This is a genomic window from Belliella baltica DSM 15883 (assembly GCF_000265405.1).
Taxonomy (GTDB): domain Bacteria; phylum Bacteroidota; class Bacteroidia; order Cytophagales; family Cyclobacteriaceae; genus Belliella; species Belliella baltica.
In genome coordinates this window covers 24,872-46,283 of sequence record NC_018010.1, presented here as the reverse complement: position 1 = coordinate 46,283, position 21,412 = coordinate 24,872, and the positions used below count along the sequence as shown (strand labels likewise).

Below are 21,412 nucleotides of genomic sequence, written 5' to 3'. Positions count from 1 at the left end.
TGTTTTTTTTTAGAATATTGAGAGTAAATACCGAAAATCAAATACTTTCTCAATTCTAACAGTTCTTACATGACAAACAGAAGATCATTTCTAAAAAAATCCTTTTTATCTACATCTTTATTATTGCCAGGAGTTTTAGGTAGTGCATGTGGAAGCGAGAAAAAACTTGGGGAGCATTTTAAGCCTTTGATCCTTTCTACTTGGGAACATGGAATGGCTGCAAATGATGTGGCATGGGATATTTTATCTAAAACAGGGGATTTGGTAGAGGCGGTTGAACAAGGTGTGAAGGTGACCGAGTTAGATTTGACCAATCTTTCCGTAGGGTTGCAAGGTTTACCAGATAGAGAAGGTTATGCGACTTTAGACGCTTCCATAATGAAAGGTGATGGTTCCTGCGGTACTGTGGCCTTTGTCAGAAAAGTCAAACATCCAATATCACTTGCTAGAAAGGTGATGGAAGAGACGCCACATGTAATGCTTGCAGGGCAAGGTGCACTACAATTTGCCATGGAACAAGGTTTTCCAATTGAAGAAGAAGTGCTTAGCCCAAAAGCAGAAGCACTTTATAATGAGTGGAAAAAATCATCTGAATACAAGCCAATTATCAACATTGAAAATCATGATACTATTGGCATGATTGCATTGGGAGCCGATGGGAAATTAGCAGGTTCTTGTACTACTTCAGGTCTAGCTTATAAAATGCATGGCAGGGTAGGCGATAGTCCAATAATTGGGGCTGGTCTATTTGTAGATGATGAAGTAGGTGCCGCTACAGCTACAGGATTGGGAGAATCAATTATTCGAATTTGCGGAAGTTTTTTGATCGTCGAACTGATGCGTCAAGGAAGAAGTCCTCAAGAAGCATGTGAAGAAGCAGTAAGAAGATTGATAGCCAAAAACAAAAATATAGATGATATCCAGGCTGGTTTTTTAGCTATCAATAAAGACGGGGAGTATGGTGCTTATTCTGTTCGACAAGGCTTTAATTTTGCAAGGCATCAGGCTGATGGTAGCGATTTGATAGATTCTAAGTATAAGTTGTGATCCAATGACAAAGATACTTTTGGAAGTGCCCGTATTTACTATTGAGGCTGCACTTTTAGCAAATCGATTTGGTGTAGATCGTTTAGAGTTGTGTTCTGATTTTGGAGAAGGTGGAGTTACACCAAGTGTTGGAGCATTGGCTTTCCTGAAAGAAAAAATGAAGACTCCAATCTTTGTCATGATCAGACCTAGAGGAGGAGATTTTGTATATACCGAGGAAGAAATAGAAGTGATGCGTAGAGATATTCAAATATTATCTTCTTACGGTGCTGATGGTTTTGTTTTTGGTGTTTTAGATGAGAAGGGGAATATTGATAAAAGGGCTTGCGAAGTTTTGATTAAAGAATCTAGGGGAAAACCCTGTACTTTTCACCGTGCTTTTGATGTCTGTTCAAATCCATTTATGGCATTAGAAGAGATTATTGATTGTGGGTTCAAGCGAATATTGACTTCAGGAATGCGGAATTCAGTTTCAGAAGGGTTAAAAATAATTTCTGAATTACTTAAATTGGCTCAAGACCGAATTATTGTAATGCCTGGAGGAGGTTTGAAACCTTCAGATGTTGAAAAATTGAAACCTTCAAAGCGTTTATTAGAAGTGCATGCAAGTTGCAAGAGTTATAGAAACTCAAAGTCAATTTACACATCAAATGACCTTAATTTGTCTCAAAATATCGATACGTCTAATAAAGTTTTGACCTTAGATGAGAAGGTGCTTTCAGAATTTAATAAAGTTCTTTAGAGTCAATACTTTTTTATAATTCTGAAATATGGAGATATAAATATTGAAATCATTGAATTTTGTATTTTTTCCAAATTAATGTTTTGAATGGTAATTTATTTTAGCTATTTTTAAACTCACATTTAACTCAAAATCAAGATGGTAAAAAGTTTTCAAGGAGTAAGAGTAGTAGAATCAAAAAAGGCAGCAGCACCAATTTTAGTTCAGGATCACATGTCAACGAATTTGGTGACTTTTTATCCAGAAGATACCATTGATCATGTTTTAGAATTATTAACTAAAAGGAAAATTTCAGGTGCTGCTGTAGTAGATCAAAGTGGACATTTAGTAGGGATAATATCAGAAGTTGATTGTCTCAAAGAGATCATCAAAGGGAAATACTCCAATACTCCTAAATTCCCAGGTACAGTAGCTGAACATATGACAAAAGATGTGATAACCCTGAAGCCGGATTTAAGTCTTTTTGATGCAGCTCAATTGTTTTTGGATAAAAAAATTAGAAGATTTCCAGTAATGAAAGATGAAAAGCTTGTGGGACAATTAAGCTTGTCTGATGTGATTCGTGCGTTTCCAAAGTTGAAAGATACTACATGGTAAAATTTTTGATTACTAAGGAAGGTTTTAGAAAAAAAATTACTTCTCAGCTGCTAGTGAAAAACTAAATACAGAACCTTTTCCTAATGTGCTGCTTACAGAAATTTTGCTCTTATGAGCTTCTAAGATGTGTTTTACGATAGCCAATCCAAGTCCTGTGCCTCCCTTTTCTCTTGATCTGCTTTTGTCTACTCTATAGAATCTTTCAAATATTCGCTTCAAGTCCTCAGGAGGGATACCTTTTCCATTGTCTTTCACATCGACAGTTTGTTGGTTTTTATTTGAATTTAAGCGAACCTCCACTTCTCCACCTTCATGATTATACTTGATGGCATTCGAAATAAGGTTTTGACAAACACGGAAGATTTTATCTCTATCAGCATTGGTTAAGAAAGACTTTTCTTTGTCATAGTAAAACCTGATCAAAACATCTCTCTTTTCAGCTTTGTGTTCCAATTCATCTATCACTTCAAGAAGGACATCCTTTAGATCAAATTTCTCAAAATGAAATTTAATCACTCCACTCTCCATTTGGTTTAGTGTCAAAAGATCTTGAACAAGTTTGTCAAGCGAATTTAGACTTTTGGCCGCTCTCTTGAGAAATTTGTATCTAACTTCTTCATCATCTACTGCACCATCAAGTAGCGTGTGAATAAATCCCTGTGCGGCAAAAATAGGAGTCTTCAGTTCGTGTGAAATATCCGCAATAAACTCCCGTCTAAATTCTGCATTTTTTTGTAGGGTTTCAATCTCCTTATTTTTTGAAAGTGCGTAGGAATTGATAGTCTTATTGATTTTTCGAAGAGGTGAGATTGAAGTCTTAGTGGACTTATCTGCGATGGTAGAAAGATCTTTTTTTTGTATTTTTTCTAAAACTGTGTAGATATTACTTATCTCCTTGAAGATTAAAAATTCCAGTGTGATGTTCATCAAAATATAAGAAACTGAAAAGGAAATTCCCCCAGCTACTAACAATAAAGTAGCCGTAGCTTCATCCATCAAAAACAAAAAAGCCACAGTCAGGGCAGAAATAGCTATTGCTAAAATTAGAGAAATACCCCGTGATGTGGTAAACATGTGTTTAAAATCAGTTCAGTTCGAATTTATATCCTACTCCTTTTACAGTAGTGATGTAATCGTCACCAATTTTTTCTCTCACTTTTCTAATGTGGACATCAACGGTTCTTGCTAAGACAAAAACATCTGCTCCCCAAATATTTTGTAAAAGTTCATCTCTACTAAATACCATATTAGGGTTTTTTGCAAGGAAATACAAGAGTTCAAATTCTTTTTTTGGAAGGATGATTGTTTTACCGCTTTTGTCGATAGTGTAGCTAGTTCTATCAATCGTAAGGTCCTTGATTTTGATTTGGGTGAGTTCTTGTTCTTTTTTGGATTCTCTTCTGAAAAGCGCAGCAATTCTACTCATTAAAGCCCTAGGCTTGATAGGTTTCGTGATATAATCGTCTGCCCCTACATCAAAAGCCGCAACTTCAGAATATTCTTCCGAGCGAGCAGTTAAAAATATAATAAAAGTATTTTTTAAATCTGGATTTTCTCTGATTTGCCTACAAGTTTCAACACCATCTTGGTTCGGCATCATGATATCTAGCAAGATGACATCTGGTTGAAATTTGGCGGCTAGTTTTACGCCTTTAATCCCGTCTTCTGCGGAGGCTACTTCATAACCCTCTTTATTGAGATTGTAAGAAAGAATTTCAACAATATCTGGCTCGTCATCTACTACTAAAACCTTGACTTTTTGTTTTTCGCTCATTTTTGACAACAGGTTTATTAAGCTATCGTGATGCTAATTTAAAAAAAGACCTAAGATAAAATCACTTTTAATTATTTGCTTCACACAAATACAATAAAAATTTTTAATAATCGACTTTAATATTATGAAAATGTTATCTCAGGATAAATTAATTATTACGTAAACCAGTGGCTTTAGTAATGTCCATGTTGAGCGCACCAACCATAAGCCTAGCTTTTATTTTCAAAGGGATTTTGTTCTGATCATCAGAAACCCATATAGTCACAGGGTGCTCTCCTCTGAAAAGTTTGTTAGAGGGCATAATTGGAGTTAAAACGAATGTTTCAAAGTCTCCAACTTGGGTGGAAAGCCTTTCTTTTCCCTCGAATATTAATTTTAGGTTATATATTTCTTTATCAAAAAAACCAGTTAGCGTGATAATGTCACCTTTTTTGAATTTTTTCATGTCCATCGTTCTTAGATAATAAAATCCGCTAACTATATCTTGAACATTTTTTGGTACATCATAACTTTTAGTTTCTACAATTTTTTTATTCTCTCTATCATAGAGACGCATCATGGCTTTCCCCTGGTCATGGTCAAAAACTACTCTTTCATTTTTTCTGTATTTCCCTTCTTCAATAAATCGGTAAGATTGATGAGGAATTATTTTCACTGTATCTAAATAGCTTCCCCATGTATCGTTTACTTTAAAAAGTTTGAAAAGACCCAAAGTTTCTCCAGTTACATCAATACGATATACTGGTCGGCTTTTAATTGTATTTACATAAGGATTGATTTTCATCTTGGCTTCAGCGGCATCAAGAAAACCATAGCTAACTTTAAAAGTAAGTTCCTCTCCATTTTTGAAGGCAGTATTTTTTTGCTGAGCAAAACTGCTTATTGCTGTTATGCATGAAAAAATTGCGACAATTACTGACTTTAATAGCTGATTTTTCATTAACTTAAGGTTTCAGAATAAATCTTTTCAAATCTTATTCCAATATTTACGAGGAATAAAATATAAGTTGATTTTCTACGCAGCAAATACATACGCAATACCTCGATAGAGTGTTCAATCATTTGAATCTCCAAGTATCAATTATTATTTTCACAAATTCAAATTAGATAATTAATAATAAAGAAATATGAGCGCAAATACAGAAAAACTTAAAGCACTTCAATTGACCATAGATAAATTGGAAAAAACCTATGGAAAAGGGACAGTGATGAAGCTTAGTGATAATAAAGTTCAGGATATCCCTGCGATTTCTACTGGTTCATTAGGCTTAGATATGGCACTAGGTATTGGTGGAATTCCAAGAGGAAGAGTGACGGAGATTTATGGACCTGAGTCTTCTGGTAAAACCACATTGACTATGCATTGTATAGCTGAAGCTCAAAAAGCTGGAGGTTTGGCTGCGTTCATTGACGCAGAGCATGCTTTTGATAAAGCTTATGCAGAAAAGCTTGGTATAGATACGGAAAATTTATTGATATCTCAGCCTGACAATGGTGAGCAGGCGTTGGAGATTGCTGAGCATTTGATTCGCTCTGGTGCAATTGATATTATTGTAATTGACTCTGTAGCTGCCTTGGTGCCAAAAGGTGAATTGGAAGGCGATATGGGTGATAGTAAAATGGGTTTACAAGCTAGATTGATGTCTCAAGCATTAAGAAAGCTCACAGGCGCAATAAATAAAACTGGCTGTGCTTGTGTATTTATTAATCAGCTTAGAGATAAAATAGGGGTTATGTTTGGTAGTCCTGAGACAACTACTGGTGGTAATGCCTTGAAGTTCTATGCTTCGGTAAGGTTGGACATTAGGAGGATTGGTCAAATCAAAGAATCAGCTGACAATATTCTTGGAAACAGAACTAAAGTAAAGGTGGTGAAAAACAAAGTAGCACCACCGTTCAAAGTGGTCGAGTTTGACATCATGTATGGTCAAGGGATATCTAAAGTAGGAGAAATTATCGACCTTGGAGTTGAATTTGAAATCATCAAAAAAGCAGGATCTTGGTTCTCTTACGAAGGAAATAAGCTTGGACAAGGTAGAGATGCAGTTAAATCCTTGCTTTTAGACAATCCGGAGTTGATGGAAGAATTAGAAAAGAAAATCAAAGATAGAGCCGGTTTAAATGGCGAAGCTTTGAAAGTAGAAATTGAGAAAGAATAGATTTTAATTTTCTGCACAAAAAAAAGGGAGTTTGACTAGATCAAATTCCCTTTTTTATTGATTTTAAAGTATTGATTTTTAAATATTTAAGGATAATTTTTAGAGGGGGTTATTAGATTATAATTTGGCGATTTTTTTAAATTTATTATCTTATTAGACCCCAGAACCTATGAAAAATCTAATAAAAAAAATTACCGAATTCGGCATATGTTTAATTTGCTTTAGTTCTTGTTTTACTTTCACCAAAATTGAAGAAAGCAAATCAAAGGATTTTGAAAAAAAAATCACCTCAGAAATGTTTGAGAAAAACAAAAAGTATCAAATTTTAACAAAAAATCAGAAAGAATTCAAAGTAGTAGTTAAAGAGGTTTATGATGAGGGAATCTTGGTTAAATTAATTGTTGACAACAATGTAAATAGGGAATCTAACAATTTAGGATTGTTTGAAATTCCTTACAGCAGAATGGAAGAAGTAAAAGTGTCTAAATTTCGACCCTTAATTTCATTGGGAATAATTCTAGGTATTTCAACTGGATTTACAATCTATCAATTAAACAATATGAATTTTAATATTGGCTGGTAAGTCTGTGATTCGATCAGCTTGATTAATTTCAAATCAAGCTGATCGAATTGCTTCTACAGGGTCAAGTCTTGCTGCCAATGTGGCGGGTACTATTCCCGAAACAATCCCTATTACTGATGAAACGCCAAGTCCAAGAATGATATTTTTAATGGACAGTGTTAACTCTAAAGAGCCAAGTTGAACAAATGTGATTAGGTAGACTAAAATAATTCCAGTGATTCCTCCAATCAAACTGAGGAACATAGCCTCAAAAAGGAATTGATATAATATGAAATAATTCTTTGCTCCAAGGGATTTTTGAATTCCAATGATATTCGTTCTCTCTTTTACCGAAACGAACATGATGTTAGCGATTCCAAAGCCTCCAACTAAGATAGAAAATCCGCCAATTACCCATCCTGCACCACTGATAACATCGAAAATCGAACCGATGGTATTCATGATAAACTCAGATTTGTTGAGTGAAAAATTACTGTCCTGAGTTGGTTTTAATCCTCTTTTGGCTCTTAACAAGCCAGTGACTTCATTTTCTAAAGCAATCATTCCAGTGTCATCATCCAAACCTTTCATGGCAATACTTGGTCCTAAGCCATATCTTCCCACATTATATATTTTTGAAAATGCTCCGAAAGGAATCATGCAAGCTTCATCTTTTGTGGGAGTATCAAAAAGCGCTTCCCCTTCTTCTTCGAATGTTCCTATTACAAAGAATTTTTGACCTCTGATTTTCATTTCTTTCCCGAGTGGATCTTGGTTTGGAAAGAGGGTCTGAGCGATCTTAGTGCCGATAATCACGACATTTCGAGCGCCAGAAATTTCAATTTCAGTGAAAAACCTTCCAGCACCAATCGGTACATCATATACATCTTTGTAAGAAAAAGTCACTCCTTTGACGTTGCTACCGCTAAAGCTATTATTTCCAAATTGGACTGTTGTATTAGCATCTGCAAAAAGTGTTGTTCCTGCTGAATTTCTAAGATTGTCCTTTAAGAATAGGTATTCTGAATAAGAATTATTTGGTCTTCTGAAGTAAACCCACCATGGAAAATCGGGTCCACCTCCAGCTGAATAGTCAAATTTATCAACGGTCATGACATTGCTTCCTAAGAAGCTTAAACTAGACTTAATGTTTTTTTCCAAAGAATCCACTAAAGTGAACACAGCAATGATTGCAAATATGCCAACTGTCACGCCTAGTAGAGATAAAATCGTTCTTGTTAAATTGGCTCTTAATGCTTGAAAAGCGAATCTCACACTTTCCCAAATGAGTTTGAGTACTTTCACAGTAATAATTGAGGGTTAAAAACTAATTGACAATATAGGTAGATTTCGTGATTTTTCTTGTTATCTTTGCACTTTTTACAATCTATTGTAAAATTAATCTTAAGCATACTACATTCATTCCATATGAAGTTATCCGATTTTAAATTCGAAGTCCCAAAAAAGCTCATAGCCTTACATCCAGCAGATAATAGAGATGAATCTCGTCTGATGGTAGTCCACAGAAAAACAGGTGAAATTGAACACCGACTCTTCAAGGATATTACCGATTATTTTGGTGAAGGTGATGTTTTTGTGATGAACAATACCAAAGTTTTTCCTGCTAGACTTTACGGAAATAAAGAAAAAACAGGTGCCAAAATCGAAGTTTTCCTTTTAAGAGAGTTGAATCAAGAATTGAAGCTTTGGGACGTGTTGGTCGATCCAGCTAGAAAAATCCGAGTAGGAAATAAGCTATACTTTGGAGATAGTGATTTGGTAGCAGAAGTTATTGACAACACTACTTCAAGAGGAAGGACAATCAGGTTTTTGTTTGATGGCTCGGAAGAGGAATTCTACAAAACCATTGATACATTAGGAGAAACGCCTATCTTGAAAGAATTCATTGATAGAAAAGTTGAGCCTGAAGACAGAGAAAGATATCAAACAATTTTTGCTGAGCATGTTGGTGCAGTAGCTGCTCCAACAGCAGGCTTGCATTTTACGCCTCACTTGTTGCGAAGATTGGAATTGAAAGGAGTAGAAGTTTCTCCAATAACGCTTCATGTAGGTTTGGGAACATTTCGTCAGGTTGATGTTGAGGATTTGACCAAACATAAAATGGATTCTGAGAATTATGATATTCCGCAAAAGACAGTTGATCTAGTCAATGAATCTTTGGATAATAAAAAAAGAGTAGTAGCAGTTGGTACCACAGTTTTGAAAACCATAGAGTCATCTGTGACAGCTAATAATAGGCTGAAAGTTAGCAGCGGATGGACTGACAAGTTTATCATTCCTCCATATGATTTTAAAATCGCTAATACACTTATTACTAACTTTCATTTGCCAGAATCAACTTTGCTGATGACAGCATCGGCTTTTGGTGGTTATGATTTGATCATGAAAGCTTATAAAGAAGCAATCAAAGAGAAATATCGCTTCTTCTCTTATGGAGATGCAATGTTAATCTTATAATAACAGAAAGGCTCCTCGTGAGCCTTTTTTTATTTTTATAATTTCCCCAACTTGCTACTCAAAATAGATCTCAAAAACATTATGAAAAAGTATGCAATTATAGTTGCGGGAGGCAGTGGAACAAGAATGGGAGCACCTATGCCAAAGCAATATTTAGAAATTGGTGGCAAACCCATATTAATGCATACATTATCGCGATTTTTCGAAGCTGAACCCAAAGCAGAATTAATTCTTGTCATTCCTGAAAAGGATTTTTCACTTTGGAAAGACCTCTGTGTTCAGTATAAATTTTTCATACCCCATAACCTGGTTTCTGGAGGAAATAGTAGGTTTCAGTCTGTAAGAAATGGATTGAATTCTATTACAGAAAATGAAGGACTTGTCGCCATTCATGATGGTGTTCGGCCTTTTGTAAACCCTGAGGTGATTCAAGAAAGCTTTGAAGTAGCAAAGGAAAAAGGGAGTGCCATTGCCGTGGTTGCTCTAAAAGACTCGATTAGAAGATTAACTGATGATGGCAAATCTGTCTATCAGGAAAGACAATACTTCCGCTTAGTTCAAACTCCACAGACTTTTCAAATACGAAAAATCAAAAAGGCCTTTGATGTGACGGAGCTGCATACTTTTACTGATGATGCAACAGTTTATGAACACCAAGGATGGCAAGTATCTCTTATTGCAGGGAATTTAGAAAACATTAAAATTACTACTCCAGAAGATATGGCTTATGCAGCTTACTTGTTCAAGTAAAAAAATAGCACAAGAAAATTCGCCGATAAATTTCTCACGTTCACCGAATATTTACTTGCTCTCACCTAATTTGACTCCTTGATTTTTGTTTTCTCTCTTAGTTTTGAGCATCATTAACAATCAAAACACATACATCATGGCAAATCAGAAATTTTCTACTCAAAGTAATAATTACACACTAGGGATTATCTTGGTTGTGGTAGGAGGTATCATATTATTGAAGAAATTAGGGTTTTTCTTACCTTTGTGGCTTTTGAGCTGGCCGATGATCTTTATCGCAATCGGATTGGTAATCTTAGTAAGTCAACAATTTAAAAGTGGCTCAGGATATTTTTTCTTGTTGTTTGGTTCTTATTTCATGTTGAAAAAACATGTTGATTTACCAGATGGATTTGAAGGGTATTTTCTTGCTGGGGGGTTGATCGCAGTTGGTCTTTATTTTATCCTCAATCAAAAATCAGTTAAAATCCCTGATTATAATCAATCTTTTAAAAATGAACCTTTTGGCTACTCAGCTCAAGAAGCAGAAGTTGTTGGAGATGAGAATGCGACAAGTTCCGAAAGCAATACAAATACTGGGTTTGATCAGCCTGAAATTCTTACATCGCAAGCATTTTTATCTGGTGATCAGCGTAGAGTTTTATCGAAAAACTTCAAAGGAGGGAAGATTTCTGCTATTCTTGGAGGGTCTGAGATTGATCTTTCTCAAGCGGATATGACTGAAACCGCAATGCTCAATATAGAAGTAGCATTAGGGGGTGTGAAGCTGATTGTGCCTCCTCATTGGAGCGTTCAGGTCAATGTATCTAATGTGCTAGCAGGTGTGGAAGATAAGCGTCTTTATTCTCATGTGACTCCAGACCCAAAGAAAGTATTGAAAATTTATGGTTCAGTAATTCTTGGAGGTTTGGAGATTAAATCTTTCTAATCCAACTTGTAATTGTGATAAGCTCAGCTCTCAGTTTCAAAGATAAAACCTGGTATAAAGCCATTCTGATCATCCTCATTTGGGTGATTGGAGTGGCTTATTTGGTTCATCATTATCATGCAGGTTATCTAAATGCTTTGCTTGATGTTGGGAGTCATACTTTTTTTATCTTAATAGGTTTTTTCTTATTGGAAAATATATTTCGATTCTTTACACCTCAGGAGAAACACTTTCTGATATTTCTAGCTTTTCCCTTGATACTTTCTAGTCTTGTATTCTTTTTGGGAAAATTCACTTTAGTGTTATTTTTAAGTGAGAATAATAATTACTTATACTTTTTTAAAGAGATCTATTTATTACGTGTATTTGTCATTTTTCTAATCATTCTTAGTTATGCACTTTTGCTTTTATTTCATTCGAAGTTGGAAAGTCAGATCAAAGCTCTTGAGCGAGCAGATCAGATGGAACGTTTGGCTAGAGAAGCTGAACTATATCAATTAAGGCAACAATTACAACCTCATTTTTTATTTAATAGCTTGAATTCTATAAGCTCTTTAGTCAAAAGAAAGCCAGAGGAAGCAAGAGAGATGGTGTTGCAACTATCGGATTTTTTGAGGAAAACGATTCGGAAGGAAAATAATAGGTGGATCAATGTTTCAGAAGAATTGGAATATTTGCAGCTGTTTGTTGGGATTGAAAAATTAAGATTCGGACATCGTTTATCTGTAAATTTCAAAATTGATTTAGAGTGTGAAAAGTTTATTTTACCTCAACTATTGGTCCAACCACTTCTTGAAAATGCTGTGAAGCATGGTCTTTATGGCGTGCTAGGTGATGTTTTGATTAGTGTAGTTTTTGAAAAGGAAGATCAATATCTGAAAATAAATATCTCAAACCCTTTTGACCCTGAAGCAGGACAAGCTTCTGGCGAAGGATTTGGTTTGAAAGCAGTGAAACGAAGATTGTTTTTGCTTTTCGGGAGGCATGATTTACTTCAAGTAAAGGAAGCTAAAAATCTTTTTGTTGTTGAACTTAAAATACCACAAAACTATGATCAATATAGTAGTCATTGATGATGAACCGCTAGCAGCAGAGTTGATTCTAGAGTACCTTTCGGGTTATAAACAGACCAACGTTTTAGCTGTCTGTCATGATGGATTTGATGGGCTGAAGACGATCAAGGAATTACAGCCTGATTTGATTTTCTTAGACATCCAAATGCCAAAAATCACTGGCCTTGAAATGCTGGAATTATTGGAAAATCCTCCTTCTGTGATTTTTACGACAGCATATGACGAATATGCAGTGAAAGCTTTTGATGCTCAGGCAATAGACTATTTGTTGAAGCCATTTTCAAAAGAACGCTTTGCCAAAGCAATTGATAAATTTCTAGTAATGGGAGAGACCCTCAAGGATCTAGGAAAATATAATTTTTCTAAAATGGAAGCTCCTGGCGTTTCAGAGAGGATTGTGCTTAAGGATAAAAATGATATTAAAATTATTCCTTTTTCAACAATAAAATACCTCGAGGCCAATGATGACTATGTAAATATTTACACAAACGAAGGGAAGTTTTTGAAGAATAAGACAATGAAATTTTTCGAGCAAGTTTTAAATTCTGATGTTTTTGTGAGAGTTCACCGGTCTTACATTGTGAAAGTAACAGAAATCACCAAAATTGAAGGGTATGAAAAAGACAGTTTTCTGATTATACTTAAATCAGGAGAAAAAATTCCAGTTAGCAAGTCCGGCTATCCAAAGTTAAAATCAGCCTTAGGGATATAAAAAAAGAGCCTTTCAGGCTCTTAATTTTTTTAGTATTCATCTTCATTAAAGAAGAAGTCATCTTTTGTGGGATAATCCGGCCAAATCTCTTCGATATTCTCGTAAGGCTCACCGTCATCCTCCAATTCTTGAAGGTTCTCTACGACTTCCAAAGGCGCACCCGAGCGAATCGCATAATCAATTAATTCGTCTTTGGTTGCAGGCCATGGAGCATCTTCTAGGTATGATGCAAGTTCTAATGTCCAGTACATAGTGTCAATGTTTTAATGTTTACCGCCTTAACGGGTTGCAAAAATAGAAATTGTTTTAAATTTTCAATCTTAAACTCAATATTTGTTTGAAAGTTCCTTCAATATAAAATTTTTCACATCTATTTTTCTTCTGAAAGCACTGATTTTTCTTCTTAGCATGATTTCAAAATCTGGTTCGTTGCTTTTGAAATTTTCAGCATTCTCTTTTACTGTTTTTAATTCACTTTCATCTCTGTGAATTAAGTCTCTTAAGATAGAAGATTTGATTTTATTTTGCTCCGATTCAGAAAGATCTCTGAAATTAGAGTTTTTGGATAGAGCAAGTTTATTCAAAAAGGATTTTTCAAAAACGATTTCAGAATAGTAAATGAAATTTCTCGTGATCAAATTCGCATCCCTTGGTCTTGTTTGACTTAAAGGTTTCCATTCGTTTTGAAGTTTTCTTGCTTGTGAGACAGTCATTGGAGAGGTGTCCTGATGTGCTAACTTCTTCATTTCTTCCGCAAGGGATTCCATTTTTAAGAGCACTTCTCTTGGATTCAATCTAGGGCCAGACTGCATTTCTCTCTTAAACCTGCTGAAGATTCGATTGTTCAATTTTGAAAATTCATCCCAAAGGGGTTGTCTTTTTTCAGCTGGGACTTTTCCAGACGCCTTCCATTCTTTTTGGATTTTCTTACTGATTTCAAAAGCTTTTTTTGCATCTGGATTATTGAAAGCTTGCTGCGCTTGTCTCACTAAATCTTCATAGATCTTGATGTTTTGCTCAGCCTGAACAGCCATTTCTTCAAAGAATGCCTTTCTATTATCAAAGAAAGTATCAACAGCTTTGTTAAAAGCATTTTCAATTTCTTCTTCAAATTCTTTTTCTACTGGGCCAGTCTTGATCCATCTTAGCTTTAGATTTTTGAATTCTTCAGTTGTTTCTTTCCAATCTGTATTGTCTTTCAAATCCTCAGCTTCCAAAATCAAACCTCTCTTGATTTCTAGATTTCTCTCCCTGTTTTTTTGGATGATTTCTTCAAGATAGATTTCCAGTTTGTTGAGTTCTTCGATCAAAGGTACAAAATCACCCAATGCATCATATTGCATCAGTGAATCTCTCAAATGAATCAACTTCATCAGGAAGGATCCTTTGTTCTGATTTTCTTCAATGTCTTTCTTTAGATTCTCTACTTTCTCTTTGATAGTAGCAAATCGATCTTCAAAGTACTTAAGGGTTGACGCTTCGTCTTCTTTCACCTCACCAATCACACGATCAGCTTGATTCAAAAATCCCTTTAAAAATACCTTTTTGTCCTTAATGTATCCGTATGGATGTTCCATTTTGATTTAATAGGTTGTAGATTTTTTCTTGCTTTCTGCAAATTAATTAATTCAAAACCATTTATCCTAAGAAAGCCCTTTTTTTGCATCTTTGTCTTTCAGTTTATTCATTTTAATAAAAAAACTACACAATGAGCGGAGAAAAAATCATATTTTCAATGGCGGGGGTGTCAAAGATTTATCCTCCTCAGAAGAAAGTTCTGAAAGATATTTACCTATCATTTTTTTACGGAGCTAAAATTGGCGTTCTAGGTCTCAATGGATCAGGAAAAAGCTCCCTTTTAAAGATTATTGCGGGAATAGATAAAGAGTTTTTGGGGGAAGTTGTTTGGTCTCCAGGTTATTCCGTCGGAATGCTGGAGCAAGAGCCTCAGTTAGATCATGAAAAGACGGTGAAAGATATCGTGGAGGAAGCAGTGTCCGAGACAGTCGCTTTGCTGAAAGAATTTGAAGCCATCAACGAGCAATTTATGGACCCTGCCTTAATGGAAGATCCAGATGCAATGGATAAGTTGATCGAGAAGCAAGGAGATGTACAGCAAAAGCTTGATGCTGCCAATGCTTGGGAGTTGGAGACTATGTTGGAGAAAGCTATGGATGCTCTTAGACTGCCTCCAAGTGATGCTATTGTCGGCAATCTTTCTGGTGGTGAAAAAAGGAGAGTAGCGCTTTGTCGACTTTTGCTTCAAGAACCGGATGTATTGCTTCTTGATGAACCTACCAACCACCTCGATGCTGAGTCAGTTCTTTGGCTTGAGCAACACCTCAAACAATATAAAGGAACTGTCATCGCGGTAACTCACGATAGGTATTTCTTGGATAATGTCGCGGGATGGATTTTGGAATTGGATAGGGGAGAGGGGATTCCTTGGAAAGGAAATTATTCCTCTTGGCTAGATCAAAAGCAAAACAGATTGAAACAAGAAGAAAAAACCGAATCCAAAAGGCAGAAAACGCTCGAGAGAGAATTAGAATGGATCAGAATGACTCCGAAAGCCCGTCAGGCCAAAGGAAAAGCGCGTCTAAGTGCTTATGATAAACTGATTAGTGAAGAAGGCAAGGAAAAAGAAGCAAAGCTAGAACTTTATATTCCACCAGGATCAAGATTAGGGGCCAAAGTGATTGAAGTCAATGGAGTTTCTAAAGCATTTGGGGATAAATTATTATTTGAAGACTTATCTTTCAACCTACCTCAAGGAGGAATTGTAGGAATCATCGGTCCGAATGGTGCTGGCAAATCCACCCTCTTCAAATTGATCACTGGGAGAGAAAAAGCGGATGCCGGTAACTTCGAAGTAGGTGAGACCGTGAAGCTCGCTTACGTAGATCAAGAACATGATACTTTGGATCCAAATAAATCGGTTTATGACTCGATTTCTGGTGGCAACGAAATCATTAAACTTGGAAATAAAGAAATGAACTCCCGAGCTTATGTAGGAAAATTCAATTTCACTGGTTCTGATCAGGAGAAAAAAGTAGGCGTACTATCCGGTGGAGAGCGGAATAGAGTTCACTTGGCGATGACACTCAAAGAAGGTGGAAACCTTTTGTTGCTCGATGAGCCTACCAATGATCTTGATGTCAATACGCTGAGAGCTTTGGAAGAGGCTTTGGAGAACTTTGGTGGATGTGCGGTAATTATTTCCCACGATAGATGGTTCTTGGATAGGATTTGTACCCATATCTTGGCATTTGAGGGAGATTCTCAGGTATATTGGTTTGAAGGAAACTTCTCCGATTATGAAGAGAACAAGAAAAAACGCCTCGGGGATTTGACTCCTAAAAGGATTAAGTATAAGCCTTTGAGGTAATAAATTTGTCAATTGACCATGGTCAACAATGCATAGCAGCTCCACATATAGTATTCCTATTATATTGAGTGGCTACTGCTAAGAAAGCGTGTTACAGATAATTTGATTTGGTAATTGCATTTAAAAACCATCCTTAAACTTTTGAGTTGAGGATGGTTTTTTTATTTTAGTAAATCAAAATTGATCAGATGAACAAAAAAATATTAAATATCGCCATTGCTATCCATGCAGCTATTTTAGCACCGCATTATTTGGGTTTTGAATACCTAGGGAGTATCAAAGGGGCGATTTGGGTTTCCTTGATCTTTCTATTGCTGGCAAATTTTCTCCATATGTTTTGTATTGAGTGGAAAAAGCAAAAAGAGATCAAGTCCAAACAAAAATTATAAGCTTTTTTGAAATTTCACTTGAGGAATATTTTTCATTAGAGCAGGTTTGAAAATCATTTTAAAACTTTTTTAAATCACTAAGTTCTTTTTTGTTTCTTTACTCTGAAATCCAAGCAGGAAATATATGAGGACTATTTTGCTAAGGCCGGGGGCTGAAGAGTTGAATTATGAGATCAGGGGTATTGTCAAAAAGGCAAGGCAAATAGAAGCTTTGGGGCAAACAATCACTTGGGAAAATATAGGAGATCCAATTCAAAAGAATAATAGAATCCCAACTTGGATGAAAGAGATTGTCTCTGAATTGGTTAGTCAAGACCATACTTACGGCTATGCAGATTCTAAGGGAGTGTTAGAGACAAGGAAGTTTTTGGCAAATTTGAACAATCAGAAAAAAGGTGTTCAAATCACTGCTGACGATGTGCTTTTCTTTAATGGACTTGGTGATGCCATCGCCAAGCTTTACCAATTTTTAATTCCTACAGCTAGGATTATCGGTCCTTCTCCTGCTTACAGTACGCATAGTTCTGCAGAGGCAGCTCATGCCAATACTGCACCGATTACTTACAAGCTTGATCCAGATATTCAGTGGCTTCCTGATATGGAAGACCTTTATAACAAAGTCAAGTACAATCCCAGTATAGTAGGGATACTCATCATCAATCCCGATAACCCCACCGGAATGGTCTACCCCAAAGAAGTTTTGGAGGATTTTGTCAGAATCGCTAGGGAATTCAAGCTACTCCTGATTGCGGATGAAATTTACCAGAACATCACATATAATGGCCTCCAAGCTGTAGCATTATCTGAAGTTGTTGGCGACTTGCCTGCGATTTCCATGAAAGGAATATCCAAAGAATTTCCTTGGCCAGGTTCTCGCTGTGGATGGATGGAATTTTATAATCGAGATGGTTCAAAGGAATTTAGCAAGTATGTGCAAACCCTAGAAAATGCTAAAATGATAGAAGTTTGCTCAACTATATTGCCTCAGCTTTCTATTCCTAAAATTATGTCGCATCCCGATTATGCGGCATATCGTCAAGCTGAAAACTTCAAAATTGGCCAAAGAAGTAAGCTGATGGAAGAGTTACTTTCAGATATTCCTGGTATTAAATTTAATCCTACACAAGGGGCATTTTACAATACTATTGTTTTTGAAGAAAGCTATCTCAGTCCAAATCAGTTTTTGCCAATTGAAAACAAAGACATCAAAGCTTTAATGGAGTCTTGGCTGCATGAAGAAAATATGCCGATGGACAAAAGATTTGTATATTATTTATTGGCTTCGACAGGAATCTGCGTGGTCCCAGTATCTTCTTTTTGTTCTGATCTGAGAGGGTTTAGAGTGACTTTGTTGGAAGATGATGAGGCTACTTTTAAAGATACATTTACTAGACTAGCAGATGCTATTAAGATCTATTTGGGGTTATAAGACTGTTAGTACATAAATGCAATTTTTTTGACAGGAAGGAAATTAACCAGTAAATAAAATGTTATGAATTCAATAAATATAAAAGAGGAAATACGGTCTCTAATTGAGAAAGAAAATGATAGTCACGTTCTAGAAGTGGTAAAGAATTTACTTACGAAATCCAAATTAGATCCAATTCTTAAAGAAAAACTAGCCTCAAGAGCTCTAAAAGCTGAAAGAGATATTGATGATGGAAATGTTTTTACTCGGGAAGAGTTAGAGGAAAAGCTGGATAAGAGCTTAGGTCTATGAAAATTATCTAAACTGAACAGTCCTTTCAAAGCTTAAAAGAAATTATTTAATTTTAGTGTTTAAAAACTACGTTCGTTCGTTACTTTTTCTCTTCTGCTCCCTCTACACCTTGGCTTTTTTTGCGAGCAAGCTAAATCCTTACATTTATCAATTCCCAGTCCGCCACATCGCCCTATAAAATGATTTCCTAAGCTCTTCTGGCGATTCTTGGAGGGTGATGCCTTCATGCTCTCGAATGTTGAGTGGAGTAGGAGGTGGAGCAAACTTCTCTTCCAAATCTTCCACAGGCTTGTCCAGCAAATCATTGAGTACAGGCTGCCCTGCATCGATCCAAGCGCTGTACCAAAAGTCAGCAATCATCTTAATAGAGCGCTTCATTTGCCTCTCTATTTGGCCAGCAAGCATGTCATTATAGGCTTTTGTGAACTCCTTCGAATAAACCCTTGTATTGATGCCGCCTCTTTCTTCAAAACTGAATTTCTTATCCTCAGGAAATCGCTGACTAAGAATTTTCTCAAAATTTAACACAGAATCCAAAGCCAAATGTGCGCCGATGATCGCATCCCAAGCTTCAAGTTGGGTATTGGGAATATATTCAGCTTGTCCTACAAAAAAGTCAAAATCGTCTGAAAGCAATTCTGGAACTCTACTTTCCCAAAAGGCGTGGATTCCATATTGATTGGTGAGTTGTCCGTTATAATTCTTGGTGGTGTGCAAGGGAACATTAATGTCTCCGATATAATGGCCTAGGTCAGCAGCAAGTCTTAGAATGGCTTTTTGGTCCTTTTTTTTGAAAGCTTCTGTCAATTGATTCTTGGTATTGTAGGCATTCCAAGGGCCGATGCCGTGTTTTCTTAATTCCTCTTCGCCAAATTTCTCCACAGCCTGATTCCAATATCTCGGCAAAAAATAAACCGCACTATCGCCGTATACATCAGCATCTAAAAAATGCTTTTCAGCCTCACCCTTTACTGCATATCGTCTTCTGTCAGGGTTTACTGCATTTTCGGTGATGAATTGGATGTTTGATTTGAAAAACCCGATCATCTCTGGAGGAAGTGAGAAAACCGCCAAGCGATTGATCCTTTTGTGTGCAAAAAATCCCCAAGCCACAATGTCTGTGCTTAAGAATAAAAAGATTGCGATAAATGCTAAAAATTTTTGCATGATTAAAAATAATAAAAAAATCACAATTCGGATAATAAAAATAATGCTACATTTGTGATTCTAAGGCGGTATTAGAATTAAATTAACCGTGATTTCTCAGCTTTACGAGGTTTAGTTAAGAAATCCTATTGCGTTTAAAAATTAATCCATTAACTTTGCACTCCATTTAGGAATAAGGGGATTGTTAAAAGAAATTAAGTAAATTAAGATATGGCAAATCACAAATCGGCACTTAAAAGAATTCGTGCAAACGAAGCCAAACGTCTGAGAAACAGATATCAGGCCAAGACAACTAGGACTTTTATCAAAAGATTGAAATTGACTACAGACAAAGTAGAAGCTCAAGAACTTTTGAAAAAAGTAACTTCTATGATTGATAAATTGGCTAAGAAGAATATCATTCACAAGAATAATGCTTCAAACAAGAAATCAAAATTGACTAGATTAGTCAATTCTTTAGCTTAAAATTTAAGCGTTTAAAATATATGAAAGTCCTGATTCATCGATCAGGACTTTTTTTGTTTCTCAAAATTCCTTAATTTTAATTCATCCAATTTACTCACTTTTAATATTTTAACTTTTATGGATGACTATCTATCTATCAAAATATCAGCCTTAGCAGAGGAGGACAGGCCAAGGGAAAAATTACTTTTAAAAGGCAGAGCGGCATTATCAGATGCGGAATTAATAGCTATTCTAATTGGTTCGGGTACAAGGTCGCTGAGTGCTGTCGATCTTTCGAAATATATCTTAGCATCTGTCAATTATGACCTAGGGTCTTTAGCGAGAATGTCCATCAAAGATTTGCAGCAATTCAAAGGAATAGGTGAAGCAAAGGCAATTAGCATAGTCAGTGCCTTGGAATTAGGAAGAAGACGAAAAAATGAAACCCCTCAAAAACGTCAAAGAATAAATTCCTCCAAAGAGGCTTATGACCTGATGAAGCCTGACTTGATGGATGAATCAGTTGAGTCATTTTACATCATCATGTTAAATCGTAACAACCAATTGATCAAAAAGCAATTGATCAGCAGAGGAGGGACTAATGCCACTGTAGTTGACCCTAAGGTTATTTTTAAATATGCATTAGAAGTTATGGCAAACTCGATTATTCTGGTCCACAATCATCCTTCTGGAAACCTAAAACCTTCAGAACAAGATAAAAGATTGACACAAAAGTTGGTAGCTGCGGGAGAAAGTTTGGATGTAATGGTTATGGATCATGTAATATTCGCAGATTGTGGCTATTTTAGCTTCGCAGATGAAGGAATATTATAAACTATGAGTACAAAAAATATTTTATTGACTATAGTTACGGTAATTGTTTTGGCAGCCGTTATCTATACTTTGACCAACGCTGATGACCCTGAAGTTTATGTCGAAAACATTGAGAAAGAACGAGAAAAGCAATTTAAATTTTTAAGATTCAATCCCGAGTCACCTTTGGATACAGAACAAAAAAATAACTTAGGAGCTCTAAGTTTTTATCCCATTGACCCAGCCTTCAAAGTCAGAGCGAGGTTAGTTCCTGCCGAAGACCGAAAGGTTATCACCATTCCAATGACTGACGGATCTGAGGAGAAATACATCAAACACTCCTATGCTGAATTTGATTTGAAAGGTGTTCCGCAAAAATTACTTTTGCTGCAGAGCATCAATGAAATCGATAAACGCAATTTCTTTTTAGCTTTTGCAGATTCCACAAGTGGATTAGATACTTATGGTGGAGGTCGCTACCTTAATCTGAGACAAGATGGGAAAAATAGTGTTTCCATAGATTTCAATTTAGCTTACAACCCTTATTGCGCCTACAACCCTGATTTTGCATGTCCTCTTCCTCCCAGAGAGAATTTGATGGAACTAGGAATTCTTGCAGGTGAAAAAGATTATAAAAAGGAGTAAGTTTTACAAACCTTCCTATAAATA

General features: G+C 35.9%; 24 protein-coding genes. 17 read left to right on the top strand and 7 right to left on the bottom strand.

The window, feature by feature from the left end:
• Positions 1-69 precede the first annotated feature (69 nt).
• From BELBA_RS00240 to BELBA_RS00230, 3 genes are all read left to right on the top strand, one after another.
• Positions 70-1,047 (top strand): isoaspartyl peptidase/L-asparaginase family protein, encoded by a 978-nt coding sequence (locus BELBA_RS00240; RefSeq protein WP_014770737.1) that lies wholly within the window; start codon positions 70-72, stop codon positions 1,045-1,047.
• Positions 1,048-1,051: 4 nt separating this feature from the next.
• A complete protein-coding gene (locus tag BELBA_RS00235; RefSeq protein ID WP_014770736.1) occupies positions 1,052-1,789 on the top strand; it encodes a copper homeostasis protein CutC in 738 nt (245 codons plus the stop codon).
• Positions 1,790-1,927: 138 nt separating this feature from the next.
• Positions 1,928-2,386: a CBS domain-containing protein gene (locus tag BELBA_RS00230; protein ID WP_014770735.1), complete on the top strand. Its 459-nt coding sequence runs from the start codon at positions 1,928-1,930 to the stop codon at positions 2,384-2,386.
• Between the two features lie 36 nt (positions 2,387-2,422).
• Here BELBA_RS00230 and BELBA_RS00225 read toward each other — a convergent pair whose 3' ends face one another.
• The 3 genes from BELBA_RS00225 to BELBA_RS00215 all read right to left on the bottom strand — a co-directional run bounded on the left by BELBA_RS00225 (position 2,423) and on the right by BELBA_RS00215 (position 5,100).
• A complete protein-coding gene (locus tag BELBA_RS00225; RefSeq protein WP_014770734.1) occupies positions 2,423-3,460 on the bottom strand; it encodes a sensor histidine kinase in 1,038 nt (345 codons plus the stop codon).
• Positions 3,461-3,470: 10 nt separating this feature from the next.
• Complete coding sequence (locus BELBA_RS00220; RefSeq protein WP_014770733.1) at positions 3,471-4,160, bottom strand: response regulator transcription factor; 690 nt, start codon at positions 4,158-4,160, stop codon at positions 3,471-3,473.
• Positions 4,161-4,308: 148 nt separating this feature from the next.
• Positions 4,309-5,100 (bottom strand): DUF3108 domain-containing protein, encoded by a 792-nt coding sequence (locus BELBA_RS00215; RefSeq protein ID WP_014770732.1) that lies wholly within the window; start codon positions 5,098-5,100, stop codon positions 4,309-4,311.
• 187 nt (positions 5,101-5,287) lie between these two features.
• Here BELBA_RS00215 and recA point away from each other — a divergent pair, with 187 nt between their 5' ends.
• Complete coding sequence (gene recA / locus BELBA_RS00210) at positions 5,288-6,319, top strand: recombinase RecA (protein WP_014770731.1); 1,032 nt, start codon at positions 5,288-5,290, stop codon at positions 6,317-6,319.
• A gap of 169 nt (positions 6,320-6,488) precedes the next feature.
• Complete coding sequence (locus BELBA_RS00205; protein ID WP_041779158.1) at positions 6,489-6,902, top strand: hypothetical protein; 414 nt, start codon at positions 6,489-6,491, stop codon at positions 6,900-6,902.
• A 33-nt stretch (positions 6,903-6,935) separates the two neighbouring features.
• Here the strand turns inward: BELBA_RS00205 and BELBA_RS00200 are convergent, their stop codons facing one another.
• Positions 6,936-8,186, bottom strand: a complete 1,251-nt coding sequence (locus BELBA_RS00200; protein ID WP_014770729.1) for an ABC transporter permease — start codon at positions 8,184-8,186, stop codon at positions 6,936-6,938.
• A gap of 123 nt (positions 8,187-8,309) precedes the next feature.
• On the opposite strand from BELBA_RS00200, the gene queA reads away from it, so the two are divergent.
• The 5 genes from queA to BELBA_RS00175 all read left to right on the top strand — a co-directional run bounded on the left by queA (position 8,310) and on the right by BELBA_RS00175 (position 12,822).
• Entirely contained in the window at positions 8,310-9,359 is a 1,050-nt protein-coding gene (gene queA, locus BELBA_RS00195; RefSeq protein ID WP_014770728.1) for a tRNA preQ1(34) S-adenosylmethionine ribosyltransferase-isomerase QueA, read from the top strand.
• A gap of 81 nt (positions 9,360-9,440) precedes the next feature.
• Positions 9,441-10,109 carry a 2-C-methyl-D-erythritol 4-phosphate cytidylyltransferase gene (locus BELBA_RS00190; protein WP_041779157.1) on the top strand — a complete coding sequence of 223 codons (669 nt, stop codon included), beginning with the start codon at positions 9,441-9,443 and terminating at the stop codon, positions 10,107-10,109.
• A 136-nt stretch (positions 10,110-10,245) separates the two neighbouring features.
• A complete protein-coding gene (locus BELBA_RS00185) occupies positions 10,246-11,037 on the top strand; it encodes a LiaF transmembrane domain-containing protein (protein ID WP_014770726.1) in 792 nt (263 codons plus the stop codon).
• 14 nt (positions 11,038-11,051) lie between these two features.
• On the top strand, positions 11,052-12,110 hold the full coding sequence (locus BELBA_RS00180) for a sensor histidine kinase (protein WP_014770725.1): 1,059 nt from the start codon (positions 11,052-11,054) through the stop codon (positions 12,108-12,110).
• Complete coding sequence (locus BELBA_RS00175; protein WP_014770724.1) at positions 12,088-12,822, top strand: LytR/AlgR family response regulator transcription factor; 735 nt, start codon at positions 12,088-12,090, stop codon at positions 12,820-12,822. The genes BELBA_RS00180 and BELBA_RS00175 overlap by 23 nt, the downstream gene beginning before the upstream one ends.
• Positions 12,823-12,851: 29 nt before the next feature.
• Here BELBA_RS00175 and BELBA_RS00170 read toward each other — a convergent pair whose 3' ends face one another.
• Together BELBA_RS00170 and BELBA_RS00165 are read right to left on the bottom strand one after the other, a co-directional pair.
• On the bottom strand, positions 12,852-13,073 hold the full coding sequence (locus BELBA_RS00170) for a DUF2795 domain-containing protein (protein ID WP_008625540.1): 222 nt from the start codon (positions 13,071-13,073) through the stop codon (positions 12,852-12,854).
• Positions 13,074-13,148: 75 nt separating this feature from the next.
• Positions 13,149-14,399: a DUF349 domain-containing protein gene (locus BELBA_RS00165; RefSeq protein WP_014770723.1), complete on the bottom strand. Its 1,251-nt coding sequence runs from the start codon at positions 14,397-14,399 to the stop codon at positions 13,149-13,151.
• Between the two features lie 131 nt (positions 14,400-14,530).
• Here BELBA_RS00165 and ettA point away from each other — a divergent pair, with 131 nt between their 5' ends.
• From ettA to BELBA_RS00145, 4 genes are all read left to right on the top strand, one after another.
• On the top strand, positions 14,531-16,210 hold the full coding sequence (ettA, locus tag BELBA_RS00160) for an energy-dependent translational throttle protein EttA (protein WP_014770722.1): 1,680 nt from the start codon (positions 14,531-14,533) through the stop codon (positions 16,208-16,210).
• Positions 16,211-16,398: 188 nt separating this feature from the next.
• Positions 16,399-16,599, top strand: coding sequence for a hypothetical protein (locus tag BELBA_RS00155; protein ID WP_014770721.1), 201 nt, complete (start codon positions 16,399-16,401; stop codon positions 16,597-16,599).
• Positions 16,600-16,723: 124 nt separating this feature from the next.
• Positions 16,724-18,028: a pyridoxal phosphate-dependent aminotransferase gene (locus tag BELBA_RS00150; protein ID WP_014770720.1), complete on the top strand. Its 1,305-nt coding sequence runs from the start codon at positions 16,724-16,726 to the stop codon at positions 18,026-18,028.
• Positions 18,029-18,091: 63 nt separating this feature from the next.
• A complete protein-coding gene (locus tag BELBA_RS00145) occupies positions 18,092-18,319 on the top strand; it encodes a hypothetical protein (protein ID WP_014770719.1) in 228 nt (75 codons plus the stop codon).
• A 147-nt stretch (positions 18,320-18,466) separates the two neighbouring features.
• Here the strand turns inward: BELBA_RS00145 and BELBA_RS00140 are convergent, their stop codons facing one another.
• Positions 18,467-19,486, bottom strand: a complete 1,020-nt coding sequence (locus BELBA_RS00140) for a zinc dependent phospholipase C family protein (protein ID WP_014770718.1) — start codon at positions 19,484-19,486, stop codon at positions 18,467-18,469.
• Between the two features lie 210 nt (positions 19,487-19,696).
• Between BELBA_RS00140 and rpsT the strand changes: the two genes are divergently transcribed.
• From rpsT to BELBA_RS00125, 3 genes are all read left to right on the top strand, one after another.
• Complete coding sequence (gene rpsT, locus BELBA_RS00135) at positions 19,697-19,951, top strand: 30S ribosomal protein S20 (protein WP_014770717.1); 255 nt, start codon at positions 19,697-19,699, stop codon at positions 19,949-19,951.
• A 117-nt stretch (positions 19,952-20,068) separates the two neighbouring features.
• The gene (gene radC, locus BELBA_RS00130) at positions 20,069-20,764 is read left to right on the top strand and encodes a RadC family protein (RefSeq protein ID WP_014770716.1); all 696 of its coding nucleotides are present in this window, start codon (positions 20,069-20,071) and stop codon (positions 20,762-20,764) included.
• Positions 20,765-20,767: 3 nt separating this feature from the next.
• Positions 20,768-21,388, top strand: coding sequence for a DUF1684 domain-containing protein (locus BELBA_RS00125; RefSeq protein ID WP_014770715.1), 621 nt, complete (start codon positions 20,768-20,770; stop codon positions 21,386-21,388).
• The last annotated feature ends 24 nt before the right edge of the window (positions 21,389-21,412 follow it).

Coding starts and splice junctions, on each gene's coding strand:
- BELBA_RS00240 (WP_014770737.1), top strand. CDS start 70: ATGACAAACAGAAGATCATTTCTAAAAAAATCCTTTTTATCTACATCT.
- BELBA_RS00235 (WP_014770736.1), top strand. CDS start 1,052: ATGACAAAGATACTTTTGGAAGTGCCCGTATTTACTATTGAGGCTGCA.
- BELBA_RS00230 (WP_014770735.1), top strand. CDS start 1,928: ATGGTAAAAAGTTTTCAAGGAGTAAGAGTAGTAGAATCAAAAAAGGCA.
- BELBA_RS00225 (WP_014770734.1), bottom strand. CDS start 3,460: ATGTTTACCACATCACGGGGTATTTCTCTAATTTTAGCAATAGCTATT.
- BELBA_RS00220 (WP_014770733.1), bottom strand. CDS start 4,160: ATGAGCGAAAAACAAAAAGTCAAGGTTTTAGTAGTAGATGACGAGCCA.
- BELBA_RS00215 (WP_014770732.1), bottom strand. CDS start 5,100: ATGAAAAATCAGCTATTAAAGTCAGTAATTGTCGCAATTTTTTCATGC.
- recA (WP_014770731.1), top strand. CDS start 5,288: ATGAGCGCAAATACAGAAAAACTTAAAGCACTTCAATTGACCATAGAT.
- BELBA_RS00205 (WP_041779158.1), top strand. CDS start 6,489: ATGAAAAATCTAATAAAAAAAATTACCGAATTCGGCATATGTTTAATT.
- queA (WP_014770728.1), top strand. CDS start 8,310: ATGAAGTTATCCGATTTTAAATTCGAAGTCCCAAAAAAGCTCATAGCC.
- BELBA_RS00190 (WP_041779157.1), top strand. CDS start 9,441: ATGAAAAAGTATGCAATTATAGTTGCGGGAGGCAGTGGAACAAGAATG.
- BELBA_RS00185 (WP_014770726.1), top strand. CDS start 10,246: ATGGCAAATCAGAAATTTTCTACTCAAAGTAATAATTACACACTAGGG.
- BELBA_RS00175 (WP_014770724.1), top strand. CDS start 12,088: ATGATCAATATAGTAGTCATTGATGATGAACCGCTAGCAGCAGAGTTG.
- BELBA_RS00170 (WP_008625540.1), bottom strand. CDS start 13,073: ATGTACTGGACATTAGAACTTGCATCATACCTAGAAGATGCTCCATGG.
- BELBA_RS00165 (WP_014770723.1), bottom strand. CDS start 14,399: ATGGAACATCCATACGGATACATTAAGGACAAAAAGGTATTTTTAAAG.
- ettA (WP_014770722.1), top strand. CDS start 14,531: ATGAGCGGAGAAAAAATCATATTTTCAATGGCGGGGGTGTCAAAGATT.
- BELBA_RS00155 (WP_014770721.1), top strand. CDS start 16,399: ATGAACAAAAAAATATTAAATATCGCCATTGCTATCCATGCAGCTATT.
- BELBA_RS00150 (WP_014770720.1), top strand. CDS start 16,724: ATGAGGACTATTTTGCTAAGGCCGGGGGCTGAAGAGTTGAATTATGAG.
- BELBA_RS00145 (WP_014770719.1), top strand. CDS start 18,092: ATGAATTCAATAAATATAAAAGAGGAAATACGGTCTCTAATTGAGAAA.
- BELBA_RS00140 (WP_014770718.1), bottom strand. CDS start 19,486: ATGCAAAAATTTTTAGCATTTATCGCAATCTTTTTATTCTTAAGCACA.
- rpsT (WP_014770717.1), top strand. CDS start 19,697: ATGGCAAATCACAAATCGGCACTTAAAAGAATTCGTGCAAACGAAGCC.
- radC (WP_014770716.1), top strand. CDS start 20,069: ATGGATGACTATCTATCTATCAAAATATCAGCCTTAGCAGAGGAGGAC.
- BELBA_RS00125 (WP_014770715.1), top strand. CDS start 20,768: ATGAGTACAAAAAATATTTTATTGACTATAGTTACGGTAATTGTTTTG.